Origin of the sequence: Streptomyces sp. Go-475 (genome assembly GCF_003330845.1) — a bacterium.
In the GTDB taxonomy this organism is placed as follows: Bacteria; Actinomycetota; Actinomycetes; order Streptomycetales; family Streptomycetaceae; genus Streptomyces.
Genome location: NZ_CP026121.1, coordinates 1,459,788 through 1,483,421, shown reverse-complemented (window position 1 = coordinate 1,483,421; position 23,634 = coordinate 1,459,788). Strand labels below are relative to the sequence as shown.

Here is a 23,634-nt window from a genome sequence, read left to right as displayed (position 1 = left end):
TGACAGGACCCGCAGGCCATCCGGCCTGCGGGTCCTGCTGTGCAGCTACTGAGAAAGCGAACAGGATGTCCCCTGCCACCCCCGAGCTCATCTCCCCCCGCTCCGCCCGCGTCCTCGCCGCACGCCGGCTGGCCAAGCGGAACTTCCGGGGGAAGGAGCGGCTGTTCCTCGCGGAGGGACCGCAGGCCGTGCGGGAGGCGGCCGGGCACCGCGCCGGGGGCTCGGCGACGCTCGTGGAACTGTTCGCCACGCTGGAGGCCGCCGAGCGGTACGCCGACATCGTGGGGGCGGCCCGGGACGCCGGAGCCCGGGTCCACCTCGCCTCCGAGCAGGTCATCGCCGACATCTCCACCACCGTCACCCCGCAGGGCCTCGTCGGCGTCTGCCGCTTCCTGGACACGCCCTTCGAGGACGTCCTGAAGGCCCGGCCCAGGCTGGTCGCCCTGCTCGCGAACGTGCGGGACCCCGGGAACGCCGGCACCGTGCTGCGCTGCGCCGACGCCGCCGGCGCCGAGGCCGTCGTGCTGACCGACGCCTCCGTCGACGTGTACAACCCCAAGGCCGTCCGCGCCTCCGTCGGCTCCCTGTTCCACCTGCCCGTGGCCGTCGGCGTCCCCGTCGAGCACGCCGTCGAAGCGCTGCGGGCCGCCGGTGTCCGCGTCCTCGCCGCCGACGGGGCCGGCGACCGCGACCTCGACGACGAGCTCGACAAGGGCACCATGGGCGGCCCGACCGCCTGGGTCTTCGGCAACGAGGCCTGGGGGCTCCCCGAGGAGACCCGCGCCCTCACCGACGCCGTCGTGCGCGTCCCGATCCACGGGAAGGCCGAGAGCCTGAACCTCGCCACCGCCGCCGCCGTATGTCTCTATGCGTCGGCGCGTGCACAGCGCGCCTCCGGAGGGTGCCGCTCCGTCACCGGGAACTAGTAGGGTGACCAGCTCAGGGACCCCTCTGCGGAGCCTTGGAGGTGGGGTACGGCGATGAGCGTCGGCACGAGCAGCGCACCGGGAGCCCAGGACGCCGGGAGCCCGCCTGCCGCGGCCCGGCCGCCCGGTGATCCCGCCTGCCTCGGCATCGACCCCGACCAGCTGCCCGACGGGCTCGTCGTCGCCGACGAGCAGGGCCGCGTCATCTGCTTCAACGCCGCGGCCGAGCGCATCACCGCCGTCCGCGCCCGCGACGCCCTCGGGCAGCGGCTGGAGAAGGCCCTGCCATTAGAGGACCTCGAAGGGCGCCGCTGGTGGCAGCTGACCGACCCGTACGGCGGTCTCGCCATCCGCGTCGGACAGCCGGAGCGCAACCTCCTGCTGCCCGGCGGGCGCGAGGTGCTGGTCTCCGCGCGCTACGTCCGCACCCGGCCCACCGGGCCCGTCCGCCGTCTGGTCGTCACCCTGCGCGACACCGAGGCCCGCCGCCGCACCGAGCGCAGCCACGCCGAGCTGATCGCCACCGTCGCCCACGAGCTGCGCTCCCCGCTCACCTCCGTCAAGGGCTTCACCGCCACCCTGCTCGCCAAGTGGGAACGCTTCACCGACGACCAGAAGCGCCTGATGCTCGAGACCGTCGACGCCGACGCCGACCGCGTCACCCGGCTCATCGCCGAGCTGCTCGACATCTCCCGGATCGACTCCGGCCGCCTGGAGGTGCGCCGCCAGCCCGTCGACATCGGCGCCGCCGTCGGCCGGCACATCCAGGCCTACGTCGCCGCAGGACAGCCCGCCGACCGGTTCCTGCTGCGCGTCCAGCAGCCGCTGCCCGACCTGTGGGCCGACCCCGACAAGATCGACCAGGTGCTCAGCAACCTCCTGGAAAATGCCGTGCGGCACGGTGAGGGAACTGTCACGATCGACGTCACGGCCACGGCGTCCCCCCGTGAGGGCGAGGACACCGGCACGTCGGTCACGGTGAGCGACGAGGGGCCCGGCATCCCGGAGGAGTCCATGAACCGCGTCTTCACCCGCTTCTGGCGGGGCAGCAAGCGCGGCGGCACGGGCCTCGGGCTCTACATCGTCAAGGGCATCGTCGAGGCCCACGGCGGCACCATCACGGTCGGCCGCGCCCCCGGCGCCGGTGCCGAGTTCCGATTTACGTTGCCCGTGAGCGCTCCGGCCTACCTCGCCTGAGCAGCCCGCGGGCGCATTCGTACACCTCCACCCCGTTAGACTCGGCCATTGGCACCTTTGTGTCCCGCAGACGGCCGTCGGAGTCGGTGACGGGGACCTTCAGCCAGCCAATCGGAAGCACGGGAAGAGATGTCGGCACCGAATAAGTCGTACGACCCTGTAGAGGTCGAGACGTTGAAACCGGAAGAGATCGAGCGCATGCGGGACGAGGCGCTCGCCGCCTTCGCCGCCGCGGATTCCCTCGACGCGCTCCACGAGGCCAAGGTCGCCCACACCGGCCCCGCCTCCCCGCTGGCCCTCGCCAACCGCGAGATCGGCGCCCTGCCCCCGCACGCCAAGGCCGAGGCCGGCAAGCGCGTCGGCCAGGCCCGAGGTGCCGTGAACAAGGGCCTCGCCGCCCGGCAGGCCGAGCTGGAGGCCGAGCGGGACGCGCGGGTACTGGTCGAGGAGGCGGTGGACGTCACGCTGCCGTACGACCGCGTCCCGTCCGGCGCCCGGCACCCGCTCACCACGATGATGGAGCGGGTCGCGGACGTCTTCGTGGCCATGGGCTACGAGGTCGCCGAGGGTCCGGAGGCCGAGGCGGAGTGGTTCAACTTCGACGCCCTGAACTTCCTGCCCGACCACCCGGCCCGGCAGATGCAGGACACCTTCTTCGTACAGGGCCCCAAGGGCACCGAGGAGTCCGGCTCCGGCGTCGTCCTGCGCACCCACACCTCCCCGGTGCAGGCGCGCGCCCTGCTCGACCGTGAGCTGCCGGTCTACATCGTCTGCCCCGGCCGGGTGTTCCGCACCGACGAGCTGGACGCCACGCACACGCCGGTCTTCCACCAGATCGAGCTGCTCGCGGTGGACGAGGGCCTGACGATGGCCGACCTCAAGGGCACCCTCGACCACATGGTCCAGGCCCTGTTCGGCGAGGACATGAAGACCCGGCTCCGGCCGAACTACTTCCCCTTCACCGAGCCGAGCGCCGAGATGGACATGCTCTGCTACGTCTGCAAGGGCGAGTCCGTCGGCAACCCCGACCGCCCCTGCCGCACCTGCTCCTCCGAGGGCTGGATCGAGCTCGGCGGCTGCGGCATGGTCAACCCGCGGGTCCTCACGGCCTGCGGCGTCGACCCCGAGAAGTACAGCGGCTTCGCCTTCGGGTTCGGCATCGAGCGGATGCTGATGTTCCGCCACAACGTCGAGGACATGCGAGACATGGTCGAGGGTGACGTCCGGTTCACCCGGCCGTTCGGGATGGAGATCTGATGCGGGTCCCGCTTTCTTGGCTGCGGGAGTACGTCGACCTGCCGGCGACGGAATCCGGCCGCGACGTCCAGGAGAAGCTCGTCTCGGCCGGGCTCGAGGTCGAGACCGTCGAGCAGCTCGGCGCCGACCTCAAGGGCCCGCTGGTCGTGGGCCAGGTGGCCACCATCGAGGAGCTGACGGAGTTCAAGAAGCCGATCCGCTTCTGCACCGTCGACGTCGGCCAGGCCAACGGCACCGGCGAGCCCCAGGAGATCATCTGCGGCGCCCGCAACTTCGCCGTCGGCGACAAGGTCGTCGTGGCCCTGCCCGGCGCCGTCCTGCCCGGTGACTTCCAGATCGCCGAGCGCAAGACCTACGGCCGGATGTCGCGCGGCATGATCTGCTCCAGCGACGAGCTGAACATGGGCGACGACGGCACCAAGGGCATCATCGTGCTGCCCCCGGAGACCGAGGTCGGCAAGGACGCCGTCGAGCTGCTGGAGCTGGTCGACGAGGTCCTCGACATCGCCGTCACGCCTGACCGCGGCTACTGCCTGTCCATCCGCGGTGTCGCCCGCGAGACCGCCATCGCCTACGGCCTGCCGCTGCGCGACCCGGCCCTGATCGACGTGCCCGGCCCGAACGCCTACGGCCACCCGGTGCGGATCTCCGACCCCACCGGCTGCGACCGCTTCACGGCCCGCACGGTCACCGGTCTGAGCGCCGAGGCCCGCTCGCCGATCTGGCTCCAGCGCCGGCTGCAGAAGGTCGGCATGCGCCCGATCTCCCTCGCTGTCGACGTCACCAACTACGTGATGATGGAGCTCGGCCAGCCGCTCCACGCCTACGACCGCTCCCTGGTCCAGGGCACCATCGGCGTGCGCCGCGCCGAGCCGGGCGAGAAGCTCACCACCCTCGACGGCGTCGAGCGCACGCTGGACGCCGAGGACCTGGTGATCACCGACGACCGCGGCCCGATCGGGCTCGCCGGTGTCATGGGCGGCGCCGACACGGAGATCGCCGACCACGACGACGCGGAGAACGCCACGGCCGACGTCGTCATCGAGGCGGCCCACTTCGACGCGGTGTCGATCGCGCGCACGGCCCGCCGGCACAAGCTGTCCTCCGAGGCCTCCCGCCGCTTCGAGCGCGGCGTCGACCCCCAGGCCGCCGCCGCTGCCGCGCAGCGCACGGTCGACCTGCTGGTCCTCCTCGCGGGCGGTACCGCCGAAGCCGGCGTCACCGAGGTCATCGCGCCCGGCGCGCCGCGCACCATCACCATCCCGGCCGACCACCCGGACAAGGTCGCGGGCGTCGCCTACGGCCGCGAGACCGTCGTCCGGCGGCTGCAGGAGATCGGCTGCGACGTGTACGGGCAGGACGAGCTGATCGTCACCGTGCCGTCCTGGCGGCCCGACCTCACCGACCCGAACGACCTGGCCGAAGAGGTCATCCGTCTGGAGGGCTACGAGAACCTGCCCTCCACGCTGCCCAAGCCGCCGGCCGGCCTCGGCCTGACGGACCGGCAGCGGCTGCACCGCCGCGTCGGCCGCGCCCTGGCCGGCGCCGGGTACGTCGAGGCGCTGAACTACCCCTTCATCGGCGAGCAGGTCTTCGACCAGCTCGGCCTGGAGAAGGACGACCCGGCCCGCCGCGTCGTGAAGCTCAGCAACCCGCTGAGCGACGAGGAGCCCGCGCTGCGCACGACGCTGCTGCCGGGCCTGCTCGCCGCGCTGCGCCGCAACGACGGCCGGGGCTCGCACGACCTCGCGCTGTTCGAGACCGGCCTGGTCTTCCGGCCGCGCGAGGAGCGGCGCGTCGCCGCCGTGCTCCCCGTCGACCGCCGCCCCACCGACGAGGAACTCGCCGAGCTGAACGCCGCGCTGCCCGAGCAGCCGCGGCACGTCGCCGTCGTCCTCGCCGGTGCGCGCGAGCAGGCCGGCTGGTGGGGCAAGGGCCGTCCGGCGGACTGGGCCGACGCGGTCGAGGCGGCGCGGTCCGTCGCCCGTGAGGCCGGTGCCGAGCTGGTGATCCGCAAGGGGCAGTACGGGCCGTGGCACCCGGGGCGGTGCGCCGAACTGGTCGTCGCCGTCGACGGTGCCGAGCGGGTCGTGGGCCACGCCGGTGAGCTGCATCCCCGCGTCGTGAAGGCGCTCGGGCTGCCCGCGCGGACCTGCGCGATGGAGCTCGACCTGGACGCGGTGGAGACCGCCGGGGACACCACGGTGGCGGCGCCGCGGATCTCCACGTTCCCCGTGGCCACGCAGGATGTCGCCCTGGTCGTCGACGCCGTTGTTCCGGCGGCGGAGGTCGAGGAGGCCCTGCGCGAGGGGGCCGGTGAGCTGCTGGAGTCCATTCGGCTGTTCGACGTGTACGAGAACGCCGAGCAGTTGGGCGAGGGACGGAAGTCGCTCGCGTACGCGCTGCGGTTCCGGGCGGCCGATCGGACGCTGACCGTGGACGAGGCGTCGGCGGCTCGGGACGCGGCCGTCGCTCTCGCCGGTGAGCGGGTGGGGGCCGAGTTGCGGAGTTAGCGCGGTGGGGGCTGTGCGGTGACTTCGGCTGCGGGTTGGTCGTGGCTGGTCGCACAGTTCCCCGCGCCCCTTGAGGGCGAGTCACCTCACTCGTTCGAGTGGTAATGGTGGGTGATCCTGCCTTTTCGGGTGAACTGTCCAACAGAATCGGACCGGCCTTTCTGGGCCGGTCCGATTCTGTGTGTCAGGGCCTATTGGGGGGCCATCGGCATGATCCGCATCAAGGGCCGGGTGCGCAGCCTCGGACTGCCGACGGTGTGGGGCGCGGCGGCCGTCACGTACAAGCTCGCCTGTCCGCTCGCCCAGGAGACCCACCTGGAGGCGCGGCTCGTCACCAGCGCCGTGTTCTTCGCGGTCGGGACCGGGCTCGTCCTCCATGTGCGGCAGACGCTGCTGCGGGAGCTGCGTCAGCTGCGCCGGGTCGCGGGTGCCGCGCAGGACGCGCTGCTGCGGCCGCTGCCCGCGCGGGTCGACGGACTGGACGTCGCCGCCGCCCAGGTGACGGCGGAGCGCGGGGCCGCGGTCGGCGGCGACCTGTACGAGGTCGTCGCCACCGAGTACGGCGTGCGGTCCGTGATGGGTGACGTACGCGGGCACGGCATCGGTGCCTTCGGGACCGTCGCCGCCGTGCTCGGCTGCTTCCGCGAGGCCGCGCACGACGAGCAGGGCCTCGGCGCGGTGCTGCGCCGGCTGGAACGCGCCCTGGACCGGCATCTGCGCCAGGAGCATCCGGCCGGCGCCACCGAGGAGTTCGTGACCCTGCTGCTCGTGGAGATCCGGCCCGACGGCGAGCTGCTCGCGCTGAACTGCGGGCACCCGTGGCCGTACCGGCTGAGCGGCACGGGCGCCGACCAGCTCGCCCCGGCCGATCCGTACCCGCCACTGGGTCTGTTCCCGCTGCCGACCGAGCTGTCCGCCGTGAGCCTGGGGTACCTGAAGCACGGCGACGCGCTGTTCCTCTACACGGACGGCGCCCAGGACGCGAGGGACGCCCGTGGCCGGTTCTTTCCCCTGCCGGACGTCCTGACGCGTGCGGTACGGGACCAGCCGTTCTCCTCGCAGACGGTTCTGGACTGTGTGTGCGCTGCCCTCCGGCACCACACCCGGGGCGCACCTGCGGACGACATCGCCCTGATGGTCTTCACGAACACCCGCTGTACGCGCCTCAGGGGCGCGGGGAACTGCGCGACCAGCCACGACGCACCCGCAGCCGACGACGTACACCTGACCCACCGGCGATGACGCGCCCGGCCGAGCCGTCCGCCCCGCCACGGAGTGTCGGGCAGGCGGCCGGGCGGACGGCGGGGACGGGCCGCCGCACTGTACGAGGGGGAGCCGGCGGCCCGGCCGGCCTCTTGCGAGGCATTTCAGTCAACCGGCCGGCGACACAGAGCGACAGCGCGCGCACAGTGCGGATTCGGGCACTCCGTTCACACCCCGTGTGAACCCGGAACCACTAACCTGGCCGCACCGAGCCACCCGGGGGGCCCACATGCAGCCCAACACTCTGCTCGACGCGATCCTGGACGAGGCGGGGATCTCGCACGCGGGGCTGGCCGCACACGTCAATCAGGCGGGACGGGCGCGAGGCCTGTCCCTGCGGTACGAACACACCGCCGTCGCCCGGTGGTTGAAAGGGCAGCGCCCCCGGGGGCAAGTGCCCGACCTGATCTGCGAGGTGCTCGCGGCCCGGCTGCGACGGCACGTCACCCTCGACGACATCGGCCTCGGCGTGCCCGGCGAGCCGGCCGCACCGCACACCGGCTCGCTCTCCGGGTTCGTCGAACGGGCCACCGCCCTGTGGCGCTCCGACCAGCAGCAGCGCCCGCACATCCTGGGCGCCCCCGCGCTCACCGGCACGCCCGCCGTCATGCCGGTGTGGGAGTGGGAGAACCCGCCCGAGGACGTCGACGTCTCCCGCGGCGGCAGACACCGCGTCACCCCGGGCGACCTGGAGATGCTGCGGGCCGCCCGCACCCACTACGAGCAGATGTACCGCAAGGCCGGGGGCATCGCGACGCGCGCCCGGATCGTCGGCTTCCTCAACGCCGAGGCCGCCCCGCTGCTGCGCGGCAGCTACACCGACGAGACCGGTCGCCAGCTGCACCGGGCCACCGGCGGGCTGGTGGCGGTCGCCGGCATCTGCGCCTACGACTCCGACGCCCACGGGCTCGCCCAGCGCTACTTCCACCAGGCGCTGCGCCTGGCCAAGGCCAGCGGCGACCGGGGGCTCGGGGCGTACGTCATCGCCCTGCTGGTCAACCAGTCGCTGTTCATGCGGGAGTACCGGCAGGCCGTGGCCTTCGCGGAGGCCGCGCTGCGGGCCGCCGGCAAGCACATCACCCCGGCGCTCGCCTCCGACCTCTATGCGATGCAGGCCAAGGCGTACGCGCATCTCGGCGACGGCAGCAGCGCCCTGTCCTGCATCCGCCGGGCCGAGCAGGCCGCCGAGCGCATCCGGCGCGGCTACGAACCCGACGAGACCGGCTATGTCCAGCCGGGTCTGGTCAACGTCCAGGTGGCCGAGGCGCTGCTCAGCCTCGGGGAGATCGCGGCCGCCGGCGAACATGCCGCGGCCGCCGTCGACAACCCGGCGCACGACCGGGGGCGTGTGCACCGGCTCGCGATGCTCAGCACCATCGAGCTGCGGCAGGGCAACGCCGACAAGGCGGTCGCCATCGCCGTGCAGATGGCCGAGCAGGCCCGTGGCATGGAGTCCCAGCGGTTGCGCGACCGGCTGCGCGCGGTGCGCGAGCACCTCGTGCGCAGCGGGTGCGCGGGCACGGCCGAGGCCGCCGAACTCATCGACGGAGCACTGCGCGTACCGTTGTAGACGGGAACGGCGGCGTCCGCCTGATCCCGAGCCGCCTCCTGTGCGCCTGCTGTCCCTACGTCCCTGCTGCGATATTGCCCCTTACTCGACGGAAGGTGGCAGAACCGTGCAGTGGACGAAACACAACGAACAAAGTGTGTACTCAAACCGCTGGTTCAGCGTCAATCTCGCGGATGTCGAACTGCCGGACGGCCGGCACCTCGACCACTTCCTCATACGGCTGCGGCCGGTCGCCGTGGCCACGGTGGTGAACGAGGCCAACGAGGTGCTGCTGCTCTGGCGGCACCGCTTCATCACGGACAGTTGGGGGTGGGAACTCGCGGCCGGAGTGGTCGAGGACGGCGAGGACGTCGCCCGCGCGGCCGCCAGGGAACTGGAGGAGGAGACCGGCTGGCGGCCGGGACCCCTGCACCACCTCATGAGCGTGGAGCCGTCCAACGGGCTCACCGACGCCCGGCACCACGTGTACTGGGCCGACGAGGGCGAGTACGTCGGGCACCCCGTGGACGACTTCGAGTCGGACCGCCGGGAGTGGGTGCCCCTCAAGCTCGTCCCCGACATGGTCGCCCGCGGGGAGGTCCCGGCCGCCAACATGGCGGCCGCGTTACTTCTGCTGCACCATCTCAGGCTCGGTCAGGACACATTGCCCTGAACTAGTGTCCCAGCGCCTGCCAGATCGCGACGACGAGGGCACCCACGGCGGTGAGGGCGGCGACCGCGGGCAGCGGCCAGCGCGCGTGCTCCAGCGTGTGGATCCGGGTGTTCAGTTCCTCGATCTCCTTGGCGGTCTCCTCGGTGCGGTGGCGGAGCAGTGCCAGGCCGCCCTCGACGCGGGCGTACGCCACATCGAGGCGGCGTCGTAACTCTGCGAGTTCTCCATGAACGACCGGATGCTCGGGATCGACGGTCACGAGTCCGTTCCTTTCCGTAGTCGTTGCACATCCCTTGCATGCGCTGAGGAGTCAACTCGCCTGGTGGGCGCCTGGGGAGAGTGTGCGGAGGGCATATGCGAGCCCGCCGCGCACACGGTGTGTGAATGCCGCGGGCCCGGCACCCGATCCGGTGCCGGGCCCGCCGGTTGGCCGAAACCTGACCCACCGTAACCGGCCTGCGGGGGTACTCGGGCCGCATGACGAAGGGGCAGAAGAACGCGGCGTACGCGCTGGCGCTCTACGCGCTGCTGGCCGTGGTGTTCCGGTACGCCTCCGGCGGCATGGGATGGGGCACGGCGCTGCTCGTCGCTCTCGTGGCCACTCCGCTCGCCCTGTGGATGGGATGGCTGCGCCGCCGGCTCAACGAGCGGGCGGCGGAATGGGGGCGCCGCCGGTTCCGGCCGTGGCCGGAGGAGCGGCGGCGCTGAGGCGGGGTGCGACCCGGGCGGTCAGCCGTACGTGTAGAAGCCCGAGCCCGTCTTGCGGCCCAGGCGGCCCGCGTCGACCATGCGCTGGAGCAGCGGGGGAGCGGCGTACAGGGGCTCCTTGTACTCCTCGTACATCGACTGCGCGACCGAGGCGACCGTGTCCAAACCGATCAGGTCGGACAGCTTCAGCGGGCCCATCGGGTGGGCGCAGCCCATCTCCATGCCGTTGTCGATGTCCTCGCGGCTGGCGATGCCGGTCTCGAACATGCGGATCGCGGAGAGCAGGTACGGGATCAGCAGCGCGTTGACCACGAAACCGGAGCGGTCCTGGGCGCGGATCGCGTGCTTGCCCAGCAGCTTCTCCGTGAACAGCTGGGCGCGGCTGATCGTGCCCTCGGACGTGGTGAGCGCCGGGATCAGCTCCACGAGCTTCTGCACCGGGGCCGGGTTGAAGAAGTGGATGCCGATGACCTGGTCGGGCCGCGCGGTCGCCACCGCCAGCTTCACCAGCGGGATGGAGGAGGTGTTGGAGGCCAGGATCGCGTCCGGCCGGGTCACGACCTGGTCGAGCACCTGGAAGATCTCGGTCTTGACCTGCTCGTTCTCGACGACGGCCTCGATCACCAGGTCACGGTCGGCGAACTCGCCGAGGTCCGTGGTGAAGCTCAGCCGGGCCTGCGTGGCCTCGAGCTCCTCCTCGGTGATCTTGCCGCGCTCGGTGGCCTTGGCCAGGGAGTTGAACAGCCGGGTGCGGCCGATCTCCAGGGCTTCGCCGGTGGTCTCGGCGACCATGACGTCCAGGCCGGCCCGGGCGCACACCTCGGCGATCCCCGCGCCCATCTGACCGCAGCCCACGACTCCGACGCGTGCAATGTCTCCCGCTGGGATGTCCGTCACATCGTCCCTTTCGCTGCTGATCCACGACCGGGCAGGTCCGCCGGATCCCGGTGCCTGCTCCGTTCGTGCACGTTACTCCCAAGTATCGATGATCGATCGCGGGGGTCGGGTCCGCGTCGGGCATGCTGGGCCCGGAGCGATCCGCGACCGGGCGGATCCGCGGCTTTTTGGGGCATGCGGATGGGACGAGTCTCACGCAGGGCGTTCGCGGTGGCGGCGCTGTCGGCTTTCACGATGATGCCTCCGGCGTCGGCCGCCTCCGGGCACCGGGGCGGGGCGCCGGTCGCGCAGATGCGGGGCGTCTGGCTCGCGACCGTGGCCAACCGGGACTGGCCCTCGAAGCCGGGGCTGACCGCGGCGCAGCAGCGCTCCGAACTCCTCACCCACCTCGACACGGCCGTCCGCAGCCGGCTCAACACCGTGTTCTTCCAGGTCAGGCCCGCGGCGGACGCCCTGTGGCCCTCCCCGTACGAGCCGTGGTCGCAGGTCCTCACCGGCACCCAGGGCAAGGACCCGGGCTGGGACCCGCTGGGCACGGCCGTCGAGGAGGCCCATGCCCGTGGCCTGCACCTGCACGCCTGGTTCAATCCGTACCGGGTCGCCGCCCACACCGACCCGACCCGGCTCGCCGCCTCGCACCCCGCCCGGAAGAACCCCGAGTGGGTGGTGGCGTACGGCGGGAAGCTCTACTACAACCCCGGGCTGCCCGAGGTCCGGGCGTTCGTGCAGGACGCGATGCTCGACGCGGTGGCGAAGTACCCCGTCGACGGCGTCCACTTCGACGACTACTTCTACCCCTACCCCGTGGCGGGCCAGAGCTTCGACGACGACGCGGCCTACGAGGAGCACGGCTCCGGCTTCCCGGACCGGGCCGCCTGGCGGCGGGACAACATCGACCGGCTGGTGCGGGAGACGGCGGCCCGCATCAAGGAGGTCCGGCCGGGTGCCCGCTTCGGCATCAGCCCCTTCGGCGTGTGGCGCAACGCCGCGACCGACCCGCTCGGCTCGGACACGCGGGCGGGCGTGCAGACGTACGACGACCTGCACGCGGACACGCGGAAGTGGGTGCGCGAGAGCTGGATCGACTACATCGTCCCGCAGCTCTACTGGAACATCGGCTTCGCCGCCGCCGACTACGCGAAACTCCTGCCCTGGTGGGCGGAGGTCGCGCGCGGCACCTCCACGCAGCTCTACGTGGGGGAGGCGCTGTACAAGGCCGGTGACCCCGCGCAGCCCGCGGCCTGGCAGGACCCGGCCGAGCTGTCCCGGCACCTGACGCTCGCCGGGAAGCACGCGCAGGTGCGCGGGCACGTCTTCTTCGCCGCCAGGGAAGTGGCGGCCGATCGGATCGGGGCGATGGCGAGGGTGGTCGCCGACCACTACGGGCAACCGGCGAACCCCCCGCGCTGAATCACGGCCCGGTGGTCGTCTCCCGGTGGCGGATCTCGGTGTCGGGTCCCGGCGAGCACACACCCTCGTGCCCGTCCTCGAAACGGACGCGGTACGGCGGGTTGCCCTCCGCGCCCAGCACTTCGACGATCTCGCCGACCTTGTCGTGCTGACCGACCACCCTGCCGTGCTGGACAAGCTGGTCGCCCACGGTTGCGCGCATCTGGGGCCTCCTCACGAGGTGCGGAGCAGCGGTCCGTGGCCTTGAGTCTACGGCGGGGGACGCGGATCGGCAGGGGCCGTACGCCGCCTGCTCAGCCGCGCGCCCGTTGTGTGACGGCGATGCAGACCAGCACCGCGGCGGCCGTCAGCGGGGCGGCCACCGCCAGGTGCTCGCCCAGCAGCAGCACCGACCACACCAGTGTGAGCAGGGGCTGGGCCAGCTGCAACTGGCTGGCCTTCGGGATGCCGATGGCCGCCATGCCCCGGTACCAGACGACCAGCCCGAGGAACTGCGAGCCCGCGGCGACCCAGAGCAGTCCGGTGACGCTGTGCGCGGTGAGCCGCACGGGTTCCTGCGCCAGGGCGAACCCGGCCACGGGCACGGTCAGCGGCAGGCACAGCACCAGCGCCCAGCCGATGACGTGCCAGCCCGGCATGACCCTGGCCAGCCGGCCGCCCTCGGTGTAGCCGGCCGCGCACACCAGCAGCGCCGCGAAGAGGTACAGGTCGGCCGTGGTCAGGGCACCGCCGCTCTGCTGCGCGGTGAAGGCCAGCACGGCCGCCGCGCCCGCGAGGGCCGCGATCCAGAAGGTCCGCGAGGGCCGGGCGCCGACGCGCAGGGCGGAGCAGAGCGCGGTGGTCAAGGGGAGCAGGCCGACCACGACGGCGGCGTGCGCGGTGGTCGAGGTCTCCAGCGCGAGCGTGGTCAGCAGCGGGAAGCCGAGGACGACACCGGCCGCGACGACCGCGAGGCCCGGCCAGTGACGGCGGGCGGGCACCGGCACGCGCAGCACGAGCAGGGCACCGCCCGCGATCACCGCGGCCAGGACGCTGCGCACGGCGACCAGCGACCAGGGCCCGAAGCCCTCCAGCCCCCAGGCGGTGGCCGGGAACGTGAGGGAGAAGGCGACGACGCCGAGCGCGGCCTGGAGGGTGCCGAAGCCGGGGCGGTCCCTGCCCGGGGTGGCGACTGCTATCGGGGGTGCGGTAGTAGCGCTACTCTGTGCTCTCATGCAAGAGCGTAGCAGTGTGGGTGAACTGGCGGAACGGCTGCGGCGGGAGCTCGACCGCTACTCTCCGGGTGAAAAGCTGCCGTCGAGCCGGGCCCTCGTCGAGCGGTTCCGGGTGAGTCCCGTGACCGTCTCGCGGGCCCTCGCGCAGCTCGCCGCCGAGGGACTGGTCGTCACCCGCCCCGGCGCGGGCGCCTTCCGCGCACAGCCGCGGACGGCACCGGACCCCGCCGGGGACACCTCCTGGCAGGAGGTCGCGCTCAGCGCGGACGGCGCCGCGGACCTCGTACCGCGTTCGGTGGACGCCTCCGGGGTGCTGGTGTCACTGGCCGCCCCGCCGCCCGGCGTGATCGAGCTCAACGGCGGCTATCTGCACCCGTCGCTCCAGCCCGAGCGGGCGATGGCCGCCGCGCTGTCGCGGGCCGGGCGCCGCCCGGGCGCCTGGGGGCGTCCGCCCATGGAGGGGCTGCCCGAGCTGCGCGAATGGTTCGCGCGGAGCATCGGCGGCGCCGTCACCGCCGCCGAGGTGCTGGTCACCGCGGGCGGACAGTCCGCGCTCACCACCGCCCTGCGCGCCCTCGCCCCGCCCGGCGCCCCCGTCCTGGTCGAGTCCCCGACCTACCCCGGCATGCTCGCCATCGCCCGGGCCGCGGGCCTGCGCCCGGTGCCCGTCCCGGTGGACGCCGATGGTGTGCGGCCGGAGCTGCTCGCCGACGCGTTCCGGGCCACCGGCGCCCCGGCCTTCGTCTGCCAGCCGCTCTTCCAGAACCCCACCGGCGCCGTGCTCGCGCCCGGGCGGCGCGCCGAGGTGCTGCGCATCGCCCGCCAGGCCGGGGCGTTCGTCGTCGAGGACGACTTCGTACGACGGCTCGTGCACGAGGACGCGGGGCCGCTGCCGCGTCCGCTGGCCGCCGACGACCCCGACGGTGTCGTCGTCCACGTCTCCTCGCTGACCAAGGCGACCTCGCCCAGCTTCCGGGTCAGCGCCCTCGCCGCGCGCGGCCCGGTGCTGGAGCGGCTGCGCGCCATCCAGGTCGTCGACACCTTCTTCGTGCCCCGGCCGTTGCAGGAGGCCGCGCTCGAACTCGTCGGCTCGCCCGCCTGGCCGCGCCATCTGCGGGCCGTCGCCGCGGAGCTGAAGGCGCGCCGGGACGCGATGACCGCCGCGCTCGCGCTGCACCTGCCGGACCTGGCGCTGCCGCACATCCCGTCCGGCGGCTACCACCTGTGGCCGCGCCTGCCCGACGGCACCGACGAGGCGGCCCTGGTGGCCGCCGCCCTGCGCGCCGGCGTCGCGATCACCCCCGGCCGCCCCTACTTCAGCGCCGAGCCGCCGGCCGCCCACGTCCGGCTGAGCTTCGCCGCGGTCGCGGGCACCGGGGAGATCACGGAGGGGGTACGACGGCTGCGGACGGCCTGCGACGAGGTGCGGCGATAACCGCTCGACGCGCCCGAGGACGGCCTGGGAGCATCCCTCCATGAGCGCCGCGCCGAGCCTGCCCGAGGGCTACGAGATCTCCACCGACCCCGCCCGCGTCGACGCCGAGCGCGTCCACCGCTGGCTGTCCACCGACGCGTACTGGGCGCTGGGCCGCCCCCGCGAGACGCAGGACCGGGCGATCGAGGGCTCGCTCAACTTCGGTGTGTACGACAGGGCGTCGGGGGAGCAGGTGGCGTACGCCCGCGTCATCACGGACCGGGCGACCTTCGCGTGGCTGTGCGACGTGTACGTCGACCCGTCGGTGCGCGGCAAGGGAGTCGGCACCGCCCTCGTGGCGGCCGTACGGGAGGAGCTGCGGGGGTACGGGGTGCGGCGGGTCCTGCTCGCCACGCTCGACGCCCACGGGGTCTACGCGAAACACGGATTCGCCGCGCTGGAGCGCCCCGAGGACTGGATGGCGCTCATATTCGAGCGGTGAGGCGCGACCCACCCTGGGTAACTCCCAGGTAACACCTCTTGACCTGCGCACTTGCTGCACAGACCATCACCGCATGCCACTGAGGGTCACGTTCGTCGCCGCCGCGCGCAGCGCACCGCTGCTCGCCGAGCGTTTCGAGGACGACCGGCCGCTGGACCAGGCCGGCTGGGGCGAGGTGGAGCGCGTCGCCCACGAGCTGCTGCCGCTCGCCGCCGCGGAGCTGCGCTACTGCTCGCCGGCCCCGCGCAGCCGGGCGACGGGGGAGGGGCTCGGGTACGCGCCGCTGGTGCAGCTCGGCCTGCGCGACTGCGACATGGGCCGGTGGCGCGGGCTGACCCTGGGCGAGGCGATGGCCCGGGAGCCCGCGGCCGTGGACGCCTGGCTCGCCGACCCACTGGCCACACCGCACGGCGGTGAGTCGCTAACGGACTTCATCGCCCGGGTCGGCGGCTGGCTCGACACCCGGCCCGTGGAGGACGGCTGCCGGGTGGTGGCGGTGGCCGAGCCGTCCGTGATCCGGGCCGCGCTGGTGTACGTCCTGAAGGCGCCGCCCTCGACGTACTGGAACATCGACGTCCGCCCGTTGTCGACGACCTCGGTGACGGGCCGCGCGGGGCGCTGGAACCTGCGGTTCGACGGTTCCTCCGCTCAGCCCTCGCGTACGTAGTCGGTGGCCAGCACCAGGTCCTTGGCGGGGCCGCGCACGCGCCACACCGTTCGCCAGCGGTCCGCGTCGATCACCGTGAACTCGCCGCGGTAGAGGTCCGCCGCACAGGGGTGGTCGGCGATGTGCCGGCCGGACGACAGGTCCAGGTCGTGGAAGGGCCGCCCGTCCGCGAACCGCACGTCCGCCGTGCCGCCCGGGCCGGGCAGGAACCGCAGCGTCCGCTCGGCGGGCCGGGCGACGCCCTGCCAGACGAAGGTGCCGGACTCGTGGTGCAGCAACCCGCCGGCCTCCTGCGCGTCGAAGCGGGTGCCGCCGGTGAACTCGCCCTCCGCGCCGCTCGCGAGATCCCGCACCGACCGCGTCACGCGCCAGCGCCCGGCCAGATACGCCAGCACGTCCGGCACTGGCCAGAACTCGCCCATCCCGTACCGCTCTCCGTCCCGACCGTTGCTGCGCGACCCATTGACGCGCCTCGGCCCCCTCCCTATCTTGCCGTTCGAAGTGCTGATCAATGTCTGATATTTCGAACACTCCTCTAGAGAGCCGCGGAGTATCCATGCCACGCACCGCCCGCACCCGATGGAGACTGGGTCTCACGGCCACCGCACTCCTGACGGCGGCAGCCCTCGTACCGGCCCCCGCGCACGCCGAGGACGTCACCGACTACGCGATCACCGTGGACCCGTCCGCCCAGGGCGCGAAGATCGACGACACGATGTACGGCGTCTTCTTCGAGGACATCAACCGGGCCGCCGACGGCGGTCTGTACGCCGAACTCGTGCAGAACCGCTCCTTCGAGTACTCCACCGCCGACAACGGCTCCTACACGCCCCTCACGTCCTGGACGGTCGGCGGCACGGCCCAGGTCGTCAACGACTCGGGCCGGCTCAACGAGCGCAACCGCAACTACCTCTCCCTGGGCGCCGGTTCGTCCGTCACCAACGCCGGCTACAACACCGGCATCCGGGTCGAGCAGGGCAAGAAGTACGACTTCTCCGTGTGGGCCCGCGCCGAGAGCGGCAGCACGCTCACCGTCTCGCTGAAGGACGCCGCGGGCAGCCTGGCCACCGCCCGCCAGGTCGCCGCGAAGGGCGGCTGGGCCAAGTACAAGGCCACCTTCACCGCCACCCGCACGAGCAACCGCGGCCGGCTCGCCGTCGCCGCGACGAACGCCGTCGCGCTCGACGAGATCTCGCTCTTCCCGCGCGACACCTACAAGAACCAGCCGAACGGCCTGCGCAAGGACCTCGCCGAGAAGATCGCCGCCCTGAAGCCGGGCTTCGTGCGCTTCCCCGGCGGCTGCCTGGTCAACACCGGCTCCATGGAGGACTACAGCGAGGCCTCTGGCTGGCAGCGCAAGCGCAGCTACCAGTGGAAGGACACCATCGGACCCGTAGAGCAGCGCGCCACGAACGCCAACTTCTGGGGCTACAACCAGAGTTACGGCCTCGGTTACTACGAGTACTTCCGTTTCTCCGAGGACATCGGCGCCATGCCGCTGCCCGTCGTCCCCGCCCTGGTGACCGGCTGCGGCCAGAACAAGGCCACCGACGACGACGCCCTGCTCAAGCGGCACATCCAGGACACCCTCGACCTCATCGAGTTCGCCAACGGCCCGGCGACCTCCACGTGGGGCAAGGTGCGTGCCCAGATGGGCCACCCCAAGCCCTTCCATCTGACCCACATCGGGGTCGGCAACGAGGAGAACCTCCCGCGCGAGTTCTTCGCCCGCTTCGAGCAGTTCCGGGCCGCCATCAAGGCGAAGTACCCGGACATCACCGTCATCTCCAACTCGGGCCCGGACGACGCCGGCACGACCTTCGACACCGCCTGGCAGCTCAACCGCGAGGGCAAGGTCGACATGGTCGACGAGCACTACTACAACAGCCCGAACTGGTTCCTGCAGAACAACGACCGCTACGACTCCTACGACCGCAAGGGCCCCAAGGTCTTCCTCGGTGAGTACGCCTCCCAGGGCAACGCCTGGAAGAACGGCCTCGCCGAAGCCGCGTACATGACCGGCCTGGAGCGCAACGCGGACATCGTCAAGCTCGCCTCGTACGCCCCGCTGCTCGCCAACGAGGACTACGTGCAGTGGCGGCCGGACATGATCTGGTTCAACAACCGGGCCTCCTGGAACTCGGCCAACTACGAGGTCCAGAAGCTGTTCATGACCAACGTCGGCGACCGCGTGGTCCCGTCGAAGGCCACCACCACGCCGAACGTCAGCGGCCCCATCACCGGCGCCGTCGGCCTGTCGACGTGGGCGACCAGTGCCGCGTACGACGACGTGAAGGTCACCTCGGCGGACGGCTCGACCCTGCTGAGCGACGACTTCTCCGGTGACGCCTCGAAGTGGAAGCACACCGGCGCCGGCAGCTGGAGCATCCAGGACGGGCAGTACGTCCAGACCGACGCCGCCGCCGAGAACACCATGGTCACCGCGGGCGACCCGGCCTGGCACGACTACGACCTGCATGTGAAGGCCACCAAGAAGTCCGGCAAGGAGGGCTTCCTCGTCGCCTTCGGCGTCAAGGACACCGGCAACTACTACTGGTGGAACCTGGGCGGCTGGAACAACACCCAGTCCGCGATCGAGCAGGCCGTGGACGGCGGCAAGGGCACGCTGATGACGAAGGCCGGGTCGATCGAGACGGGCCGGGCCTACGACATCGACATCAAGGTCCGCGGCCGCCAGGTCACCCTGTTCCTCGACGGCAAGGAATGGGGCAGCTTCAAGGACGACAAGCCGGCCGAGCCGTTCCGCCAGGTCGTCACCAAGGACGCGAAGACCGGGGACCTGATCGTCAAGGTCGTCAACGCCCAGTCCGCCGAGGCCCGCACGTCCGTCGACCTGGGCGGCGCGAAGGTCGCCTCCACCGCCCGCGTGACCACACTGGCCGCCGACCAGGACGCGGTGAACACGGAGACGGACACGCCGGTGACTCCGGTGACGTCCACCTTCCGGGGTGTGGCCGGGAAGTTCACCTACACGTTCCCGGCGAACTCCGTCACGTTCCTGAGGATCAAGCAGAGGTAGCACCCGTCTCTCCTCGTGGGCCGCTGTCCTCCGGGCAGCGGCCCACTCGCGCGCGAGTCACCGAACAGATTGCATAAACGTGCAGCGAAACGTATAGTCATGCCCTCTGAGGAGGAGGATTCCATGGCGGTACGTGCGGCAGTGGCCGGAGCGAGTGGATACGCGGGCGGGGAACTGCTGCGTCTGCTCCTGGCCCACCCCGAGGTCGAGATCGGCGCCCTGACCGGCAACTCCAACGCCGGGCAGAAGCTCGGTGCGCTCCAGCCGCACCTGCTGCCCCTGGCCGGCCGCGTGCTCCAGGAGACCACCCCCGAGGTCCTCGCCGGCCACGACGTCGTCTTCCTCGCGCTGCCGCACGGGCAGTCCGCCGCCGTCGCCGAGCGGCTCGGGCCCGACGCGCTGGTGATCGACATGGGCGCCGACTTCCGGCTCACCGACGCCGCCGCCTGGGAGAAGTTCTACGGCTCGCCCCACGCCGGAACCTGGCCCTACGGCCTCCCCGAACTGCCGGGTGCCCGCGCTGCGCTGGAGGGGTCCAAGCGCATCGCGGTACCCGGTTGCTACCCGACCGCCGTCACCCTGGCCCTCTTCCCGGCCTACGCCGCCGGGCTGGCCGGGCCCGAGGCCGTGATCGTCGCGGCCTCCGGCACGTCCGGCGCGGGCAAGGCGCCCAAGCCCCACCTGCTGGGCAGCGAGGTCATGGGGTCGATGTCCCCCTACGGCGTCGGCGGCGGGCACCGGCACACGCCCGAGATCACCCAGAACCTCAGCGCGGCCGCCGGGCAGCCGGTCACCGTGTCCTTCACGCCGACCCTGGCGCCGATGCCCCGCGGCATCCTCGCCACGTGCAGTGCTGAGGCGGCCGACGGCGTCACCGGCGAGTCCCTGCGCGCCGCCTACGAGAAGGCCTACGCCGACGAGCCCTTCGTGCACCTGCTCCCCGAGGGGCAGTGGCCCGCCACGGCGTCCGTCTACGGTTCGAACGCCGTTCAGGTGCAGGTCGCGTACGACGAGACCGCCGGACGGATCATCGTGATCAGCGCCATCGACAACCTCACCAAGGGCACCGCGGGCGGTGCCGTCCAGAGCATGAACATCGCCCTGGGTCTCGACGAGACCACCGGACTGACGACGATCGGAGTTGCGCCGTGAGCGTGACGGCAGCGAAGGGATTCACGGCGGCGGGCATCGCCGCCGGGATCAAGGAGAACGGCAACCCGGACCTGGCCCTCGTGGTCAACAACGGCCCCCGCCGCGCCGCCGCCGGCGTCTTCACCTCCAACCGCGTGAAGGCCGCCCCGGTGCTGTGGTCCGAGCAGGTCCTCAAGAGCGGCCAGGTGTCCGCCGTCGTCCTCAACTCCGGCGGAGCCAACGCCTGCACCGGGCCGAAGGGCTTCCAGGACACGCACGCGACGGCCGAGAAGGTCGCCGAGGTCCTCGGGCGGGGCGCCATCGAGGTCGCCGTCTGCTCGACCGGCCTCATCGGCGTCCTGCTGCCGATGGACAAGCTGCTCCCGGGTGTCGAGCAGGCCGCCGAGGCGCTGAGCGAGCACGGCGGCGAGAAGGCCGCCATCGCCATCAAGACCACCGACACCGTCCACAAGACGTCCGTCGTGACGAAGGACGGCTGGACCGTCGGCGGCATGGCCAAGGGCGCGGGCATGCTCGCCCCCGGCCTCGCCACCATGCTCGTCGTCCTCACCACCGACGCGGACCTGGACGACGACGTACTCGACAAGGCCCTGCGCGCGGCCACCCGCACGACCTTCGACCGCGTCGACTCCGACGGCTGCATGTCCACCAACGACACCGTGCTCCTGCTCGCCTCGGGCTCGTCGGGCGTCACCCCCGCCCACGAGGAGTTCGCCGAGGCCGTACGCCAGGTCTGCGACGACCTCGGCCAGCAGCTCATCCGGGACGCCGAGGGCGCCAGCAAGGACATCAAGGTCGAGGTGATCAACGCCGCGACCGAGGACGACGCCGTCGAGGTGGGCCGCTCCATCGCCCGCAACAACCTCCTCAAGTGCGCCATCCACGGCGAGGACCCCAACTGGGGCCGGGTGCTCTCCGCCATCGGCACGACCAGTGCCGCCTTCGAGCCGGACCGGCTCAACGTCGCCATCAACGGCGTCTGGGTCTGCAAGAACGGCGGCGTCGGCGAGGACCGCGAGAAGGTCGACATGCGCTACCGCGAGGTGCACATCGTCGCCGACCTCGCCGCCGGGTCCGAGACGGCCACCATCTGGACCAACGACCTCACCGCCGACTACGTCCACGAGAACAGCGCCTACTCCTCATGAGCACTCCGACGCGCAAACACACCGCGCTCCCCAAGGCCCAGATCCTCATCGAGGCGCTGCCCTGGCTGGTCCGGCACAACGGCAAGACGGTCGTCATCAAGTTCGGCGGCAACGCCATGATCGACGAGGACCTCAAGGCCGCCTTCGCCCAGGACGTCGTCTTCCTGCACCACGCCGGCCTCAAGCCGGTCGTCGTGCACGGCGGCGGACCGCAGATCAGCGCCGCCCTCGACAAGCACGGCATCGTCAGCGAGTTCAAGGCGGGCCTCAGGGTGACCACCGAGGACGCCATGGACGTCGTCCGGATGGTGCTGGCCGGCCAGGTGCAGCGCGAGCTGGTCGGGCTGCTCAACCAGCACGGGCCGCTCGCCGTCGGCCTGACGGGCGAGGACGCGCACACCATCACCGCCACCAGGCACCAGCCCGAGATCGACGGCGAACTCGTCGACATCGGGCGGGTCGGCGAGATCACCGCGATCGACACGGGCGCGATCGAGGCCCTGCTCGCCGACGGCCGCATCCCGGTCGTGTCCTCCATCGCCCGCTCCCAGGACGACGGACATGTCTACAACGTCAATGCTGATACGGCGGCTGCGGCACTCGCTGCTGCACTGGGCGCCGAAACCCTCATGGTCCTCACGGACGTCGAGGGCCTCTACGAGGACTGGCCGAACAGCGACGAGGTGATCAGCCGCCTCACCGCCTCCGAGCTGGAGCGGCTGCTGCCGGACCTGTCCTCCGGCATGGTGCCGAAGATGGAGGGCTGCCTGCACGCCGTGCGCAACGGCGTCACCACCGCCCGCGTCATCGACGGCCGGGTCCAGCACTCGATCCTGCTGGAGATCTTCACCGACGAGGGAATCGGCACGATGGTCGTGCCCGACGAGCAACAGGGGGATGCCGTATGACCGCCCAGCAGGAGTACGCCGAGCGGTGGCAGGGCGCGCTCATGAACAACTACGGCACCCCGCTGCTGCCCCTGGCCCGCGGCGAGGGCACCCGGGTCTGGGACGCCGACGGCAACCCCTACCTCGACTTCGTCGGCGGCATCGCCACCAACGCCCTCGGCCACGCCCACCCGGCGGTGGTGGAGGCCGTGACCCGGCAGATCGGCTCCCTCGGCCACATCTCCAACTTCTTCATGGCCGAGCCGACCGTCGCCCTCGCCGAGCGGCTGCTGCGCCTCTTCGGCCGGGACGGCAAGGTCTTCTTCTGCAACTCCGGCGCCGAGGCCAACGAGGCCGCCTTCAAGATCGGCCGGCTGACCGGCCGGACCCACATCGTGGCCACCGAGGGCGCCTTCCACGGCCGGACCATGGGCGCCCTGGCGCTGACCGGCCAGCCCGGCAAGCGGGAGCCGTTCCTGCCGCTGCCCGGTGACGTCACCCACGTGCCGTTCGGCGACGCGCAGGCCCTGGCCGCCGCGGTCACCGAGGAGACCGCGCTCGTCATCCTGGAGCCGATCCAGGGCGAGCTGGGCGTGGTCGTCCCGCCGGCCGGCTACCTCAAGGCCGCCCGGGCGATCACCGCCGCCAACGGGGCCCTCCTGGTCCTCGACGAGGTGCAGACCGGCATCGGCCGGACCGGGCACTGGTTCGAGTACCAGGCCCACGAGGGCGTGCTGCCCGACATCGTCACCCTGGCCAAGCAGCTCGGCGGCGGGCTGCCGCTGGGCGCCACCGTCGCCTTCGGGCGCGCGGCCGACCTGCTCCAGCCCGGCCAGCACGGCACGACGTTCGGCGGCAACCCCGTCGCCTGCGCCGCCGGGCTCGCCGTCCTCGACACCATCGAGAACGAGGGGTTGCTGGAGAACGTCAAGCGGCAGAGCGAGAGGTTGCGGGACGGAATCGAGGGCCTCGGTCACCAGTTGATCGATTTCGTCCGGGGCGCGGGTCTCCTCCTGGGTATCGTGCTCACCGAGCCGCTCGCGCCGCAGGTGCGCCAGGCGGCTCAGGAGGCCGGTTTCCTGGTGAACGTGCCCGCCCCCGATGTCGTCCGGCTGATGCCGCCGCTGAACCTCCGCGACGACGAGGTGGACGCGTTCCTGGGCGCGCTGCCCGGCATCCTCCAGGCAGTGAACGGGGACGGACGATCCGGGGAATGA

At 72.0% G+C, this 23,634-nt stretch carries 21 protein-coding genes and 1 pseudogene; 17 read left to right on the top strand and 5 right to left on the bottom strand.

The window, feature by feature from the left end; all coding sequences use genetic code 11:
• Window positions 1-65 precede the first annotated feature (65 nt).
• From C1703_RS06735 to C1703_RS06705, 7 genes and pseudogenes are all read left to right on the top strand, one after another.
• Entirely contained in the window at window positions 66-926 is an 861-nt protein-coding gene (locus C1703_RS06735) for an RNA methyltransferase (protein WP_114251027.1), read from the top strand.
• 54 nt (window positions 927-980) lie between these two features.
• The gene (locus tag C1703_RS06730) at window positions 981-2,123 is read left to right on the top strand and encodes an ATP-binding protein (protein ID WP_114251026.1); all 1,143 of its coding nucleotides are present in this window, start codon (window positions 981-983) and stop codon (window positions 2,121-2,123) included.
• 129 nt (window positions 2,124-2,252) lie between these two features.
• Window positions 2,253-3,380 (top strand): phenylalanine--tRNA ligase subunit alpha, encoded by a 1,128-nt coding sequence (pheS, locus tag C1703_RS06725; protein ID WP_114251025.1) that lies wholly within the window; start codon window positions 2,253-2,255, stop codon window positions 3,378-3,380.
• The gene (pheT, locus tag C1703_RS06720; protein ID WP_114251024.1) at window positions 3,380-5,893 is read left to right on the top strand and encodes a phenylalanine--tRNA ligase subunit beta; all 2,514 of its coding nucleotides are present in this window, start codon (window positions 3,380-3,382) and stop codon (window positions 5,891-5,893) included. Before pheS ends, pheT begins: the two co-directional genes overlap by 1 nt.
• A 210-nt stretch (window positions 5,894-6,103) precedes the next feature.
• Window positions 6,104-7,121: pseudogene (locus tag C1703_RS06715) on the top strand (PP2C family protein-serine/threonine phosphatase).
• 264 nt (window positions 7,122-7,385) lie between these two features.
• Complete coding sequence (locus tag C1703_RS06710) at window positions 7,386-8,726, top strand: transcriptional regulator (RefSeq protein WP_114251022.1); 1,341 nt, start codon at window positions 7,386-7,388, stop codon at window positions 8,724-8,726.
• A gap of 106 nt (window positions 8,727-8,832) precedes the next feature.
• The gene (locus tag C1703_RS06705) at window positions 8,833-9,378 is read left to right on the top strand and encodes an NUDIX hydrolase (protein ID WP_010045251.1); all 546 of its coding nucleotides are present in this window, start codon (window positions 8,833-8,835) and stop codon (window positions 9,376-9,378) included.
• Window position 9,379: 1 nt separating this feature from the next.
• Here the strand turns inward: C1703_RS06705 and C1703_RS06700 are convergent, their stop codons facing one another.
• Window positions 9,380-9,637 (bottom strand): hypothetical protein, encoded by a 258-nt coding sequence (locus C1703_RS06700; RefSeq protein ID WP_114251021.1) that lies wholly within the window; start codon window positions 9,635-9,637, stop codon window positions 9,380-9,382.
• Between the two features lie 218 nt (window positions 9,638-9,855).
• Between C1703_RS06700 and C1703_RS06695 the strand changes: the two genes are divergently transcribed.
• On the top strand, window positions 9,856-10,086 hold the full coding sequence (locus C1703_RS06695) for a hypothetical protein (RefSeq protein WP_114251020.1): 231 nt from the start codon (window positions 9,856-9,858) through the stop codon (window positions 10,084-10,086).
• Window positions 10,087-10,107: 21 nt separating this feature from the next.
• Here the strand turns inward: C1703_RS06695 and C1703_RS06690 are convergent, their stop codons facing one another.
• Window positions 10,108-10,983, bottom strand: a complete 876-nt coding sequence (locus C1703_RS06690; protein WP_114251019.1) for a 3-hydroxybutyryl-CoA dehydrogenase — start codon at window positions 10,981-10,983, stop codon at window positions 10,108-10,110.
• A gap of 174 nt (window positions 10,984-11,157) precedes the next feature.
• On the opposite strand from C1703_RS06690, the gene C1703_RS06685 reads away from it, so the two are divergent.
• On the top strand, window positions 11,158-12,393 hold the full coding sequence (locus C1703_RS06685; RefSeq protein WP_114251018.1) for a family 10 glycosylhydrolase: 1,236 nt from the start codon (window positions 11,158-11,160) through the stop codon (window positions 12,391-12,393).
• Between the two features lies 1 nt (window position 12,394).
• Here the strand turns inward: C1703_RS06685 and C1703_RS06680 are convergent, their stop codons facing one another.
• The gene (locus C1703_RS06680) at window positions 12,395-12,595 is read right to left on the bottom strand and encodes a DUF1918 domain-containing protein (protein WP_114251017.1); all 201 of its coding nucleotides are present in this window, start codon (window positions 12,593-12,595) and stop codon (window positions 12,395-12,397) included.
• Window positions 12,596-12,686: 91 nt separating this feature from the next.
• Entirely contained in the window at window positions 12,687-13,607 is a 921-nt protein-coding gene (locus tag C1703_RS06675) for a DMT family transporter (protein WP_114251016.1), read from the bottom strand.
• On the opposite strand from C1703_RS06675, the gene C1703_RS06670 reads away from it, so the two are divergent.
• From C1703_RS06670 to C1703_RS06660, 3 genes are all read left to right on the top strand, one after another.
• Window positions 13,606-15,042 (top strand): PLP-dependent aminotransferase family protein, encoded by a 1,437-nt coding sequence (locus C1703_RS06670; RefSeq protein WP_114251015.1) that lies wholly within the window; start codon window positions 13,606-13,608, stop codon window positions 15,040-15,042. The genes C1703_RS06675 and C1703_RS06670 overlap by 2 nt on opposite strands.
• 40 nt (window positions 15,043-15,082) lie before the next feature.
• On the top strand, window positions 15,083-15,523 hold the full coding sequence (locus C1703_RS06665) for a GNAT family N-acetyltransferase (protein WP_114251014.1): 441 nt from the start codon (window positions 15,083-15,085) through the stop codon (window positions 15,521-15,523).
• Between the two features lie 73 nt (window positions 15,524-15,596).
• The gene (locus C1703_RS06660; protein ID WP_114251013.1) at window positions 15,597-16,190 is read left to right on the top strand and encodes a histidine phosphatase family protein; all 594 of its coding nucleotides are present in this window, start codon (window positions 15,597-15,599) and stop codon (window positions 16,188-16,190) included.
• Here the strand turns inward: C1703_RS06660 and C1703_RS06655 are convergent.
• Complete coding sequence (locus tag C1703_RS06655; RefSeq protein WP_114251012.1) at window positions 16,172-16,612, bottom strand: DUF6314 family protein; 441 nt, start codon at window positions 16,610-16,612, stop codon at window positions 16,172-16,174. The two genes, C1703_RS06660 and C1703_RS06655, sit on opposite strands and share 19 nt — an antisense overlap.
• A 134-nt stretch (window positions 16,613-16,746) precedes the next feature.
• Between C1703_RS06655 and C1703_RS06650 the strand changes: the two genes are divergently transcribed.
• From C1703_RS06650 to C1703_RS06630, 5 genes are all read left to right on the top strand, one after another.
• On the top strand, window positions 16,747-19,230 hold the full coding sequence (locus C1703_RS06650) for an alpha-L-arabinofuranosidase C-terminal domain-containing protein (protein ID WP_114251011.1): 2,484 nt from the start codon (window positions 16,747-16,749) through the stop codon (window positions 19,228-19,230).
• A gap of 123 nt (window positions 19,231-19,353) precedes the next feature.
• On the top strand, window positions 19,354-20,382 hold the full coding sequence (gene argC / locus C1703_RS06645; RefSeq protein WP_114251010.1) for an N-acetyl-gamma-glutamyl-phosphate reductase: 1,029 nt from the start codon (window positions 19,354-19,356) through the stop codon (window positions 20,380-20,382).
• A complete protein-coding gene (argJ, locus tag C1703_RS06640; protein ID WP_114251009.1) occupies window positions 20,379-21,530 on the top strand; it encodes a bifunctional glutamate N-acetyltransferase/amino-acid acetyltransferase ArgJ in 1,152 nt (383 codons plus the stop codon). The genes argC and argJ overlap by 4 nt, the downstream gene beginning before the upstream one ends.
• Complete coding sequence (gene argB, locus C1703_RS06635; RefSeq protein ID WP_114251008.1) at window positions 21,527-22,438, top strand: acetylglutamate kinase; 912 nt, start codon at window positions 21,527-21,529, stop codon at window positions 22,436-22,438. The genes argJ and argB overlap by 4 nt, the downstream gene beginning before the upstream one ends.
• On the top strand, window positions 22,435-23,634 hold the full coding sequence (locus C1703_RS06630; RefSeq protein ID WP_114251007.1) for an acetylornithine transaminase: 1,200 nt from the start codon (window positions 22,435-22,437) through the stop codon (window positions 23,632-23,634). The genes argB and C1703_RS06630 overlap by 4 nt, the downstream gene beginning before the upstream one ends.

Coding starts and splice junctions, on each gene's coding strand:
- C1703_RS06735 (WP_114251027.1), top strand. CDS start 66: ATGTCCCCTGCCACCCCCGAGCTCATCTCCCCCCGCTCCGCCCGCGTC.
- C1703_RS06730 (WP_114251026.1), top strand. CDS start 981: ATGAGCGTCGGCACGAGCAGCGCACCGGGAGCCCAGGACGCCGGGAGC.
- pheS (WP_114251025.1), top strand. CDS start 2,253: ATGTCGGCACCGAATAAGTCGTACGACCCTGTAGAGGTCGAGACGTTG.
- pheT (WP_114251024.1), top strand. CDS start 3,380: ATGCGGGTCCCGCTTTCTTGGCTGCGGGAGTACGTCGACCTGCCGGCG.
- C1703_RS06710 (WP_114251022.1), top strand. CDS start 7,386: ATGCAGCCCAACACTCTGCTCGACGCGATCCTGGACGAGGCGGGGATC.
- C1703_RS06695 (WP_114251020.1), top strand. CDS start 9,856: ATGACGAAGGGGCAGAAGAACGCGGCGTACGCGCTGGCGCTCTACGCG.
- C1703_RS06685 (WP_114251018.1), top strand. CDS start 11,158: ATGCGGATGGGACGAGTCTCACGCAGGGCGTTCGCGGTGGCGGCGCTG.
- C1703_RS06680 (WP_114251017.1), bottom strand. CDS start 12,595: ATGCGCGCAACCGTGGGCGACCAGCTTGTCCAGCACGGCAGGGTGGTC.
- C1703_RS06670 (WP_114251015.1), top strand. CDS start 13,606: ATGCAAGAGCGTAGCAGTGTGGGTGAACTGGCGGAACGGCTGCGGCGG.
- C1703_RS06675 (WP_114251016.1), bottom strand. CDS start 13,607: ATGAGAGCACAGAGTAGCGCTACTACCGCACCCCCGATAGCAGTCGCC.
- C1703_RS06665 (WP_114251014.1), top strand. CDS start 15,083: ATGAGCGCCGCGCCGAGCCTGCCCGAGGGCTACGAGATCTCCACCGAC.
- C1703_RS06660 (WP_114251013.1), top strand. CDS start 15,597: ATGCCACTGAGGGTCACGTTCGTCGCCGCCGCGCGCAGCGCACCGCTG.
- C1703_RS06655 (WP_114251012.1), bottom strand. CDS start 16,612: ATGGGCGAGTTCTGGCCAGTGCCGGACGTGCTGGCGTATCTGGCCGGG.
- C1703_RS06650 (WP_114251011.1), top strand. CDS start 16,747: ATGCCACGCACCGCCCGCACCCGATGGAGACTGGGTCTCACGGCCACC.
- argC (WP_114251010.1), top strand. CDS start 19,354: ATGGCGGTACGTGCGGCAGTGGCCGGAGCGAGTGGATACGCGGGCGGG.
- argB (WP_114251008.1), top strand. CDS start 21,527: ATGAGCACTCCGACGCGCAAACACACCGCGCTCCCCAAGGCCCAGATC.
- C1703_RS06630 (WP_114251007.1), top strand. CDS start 22,435: ATGACCGCCCAGCAGGAGTACGCCGAGCGGTGGCAGGGCGCGCTCATG.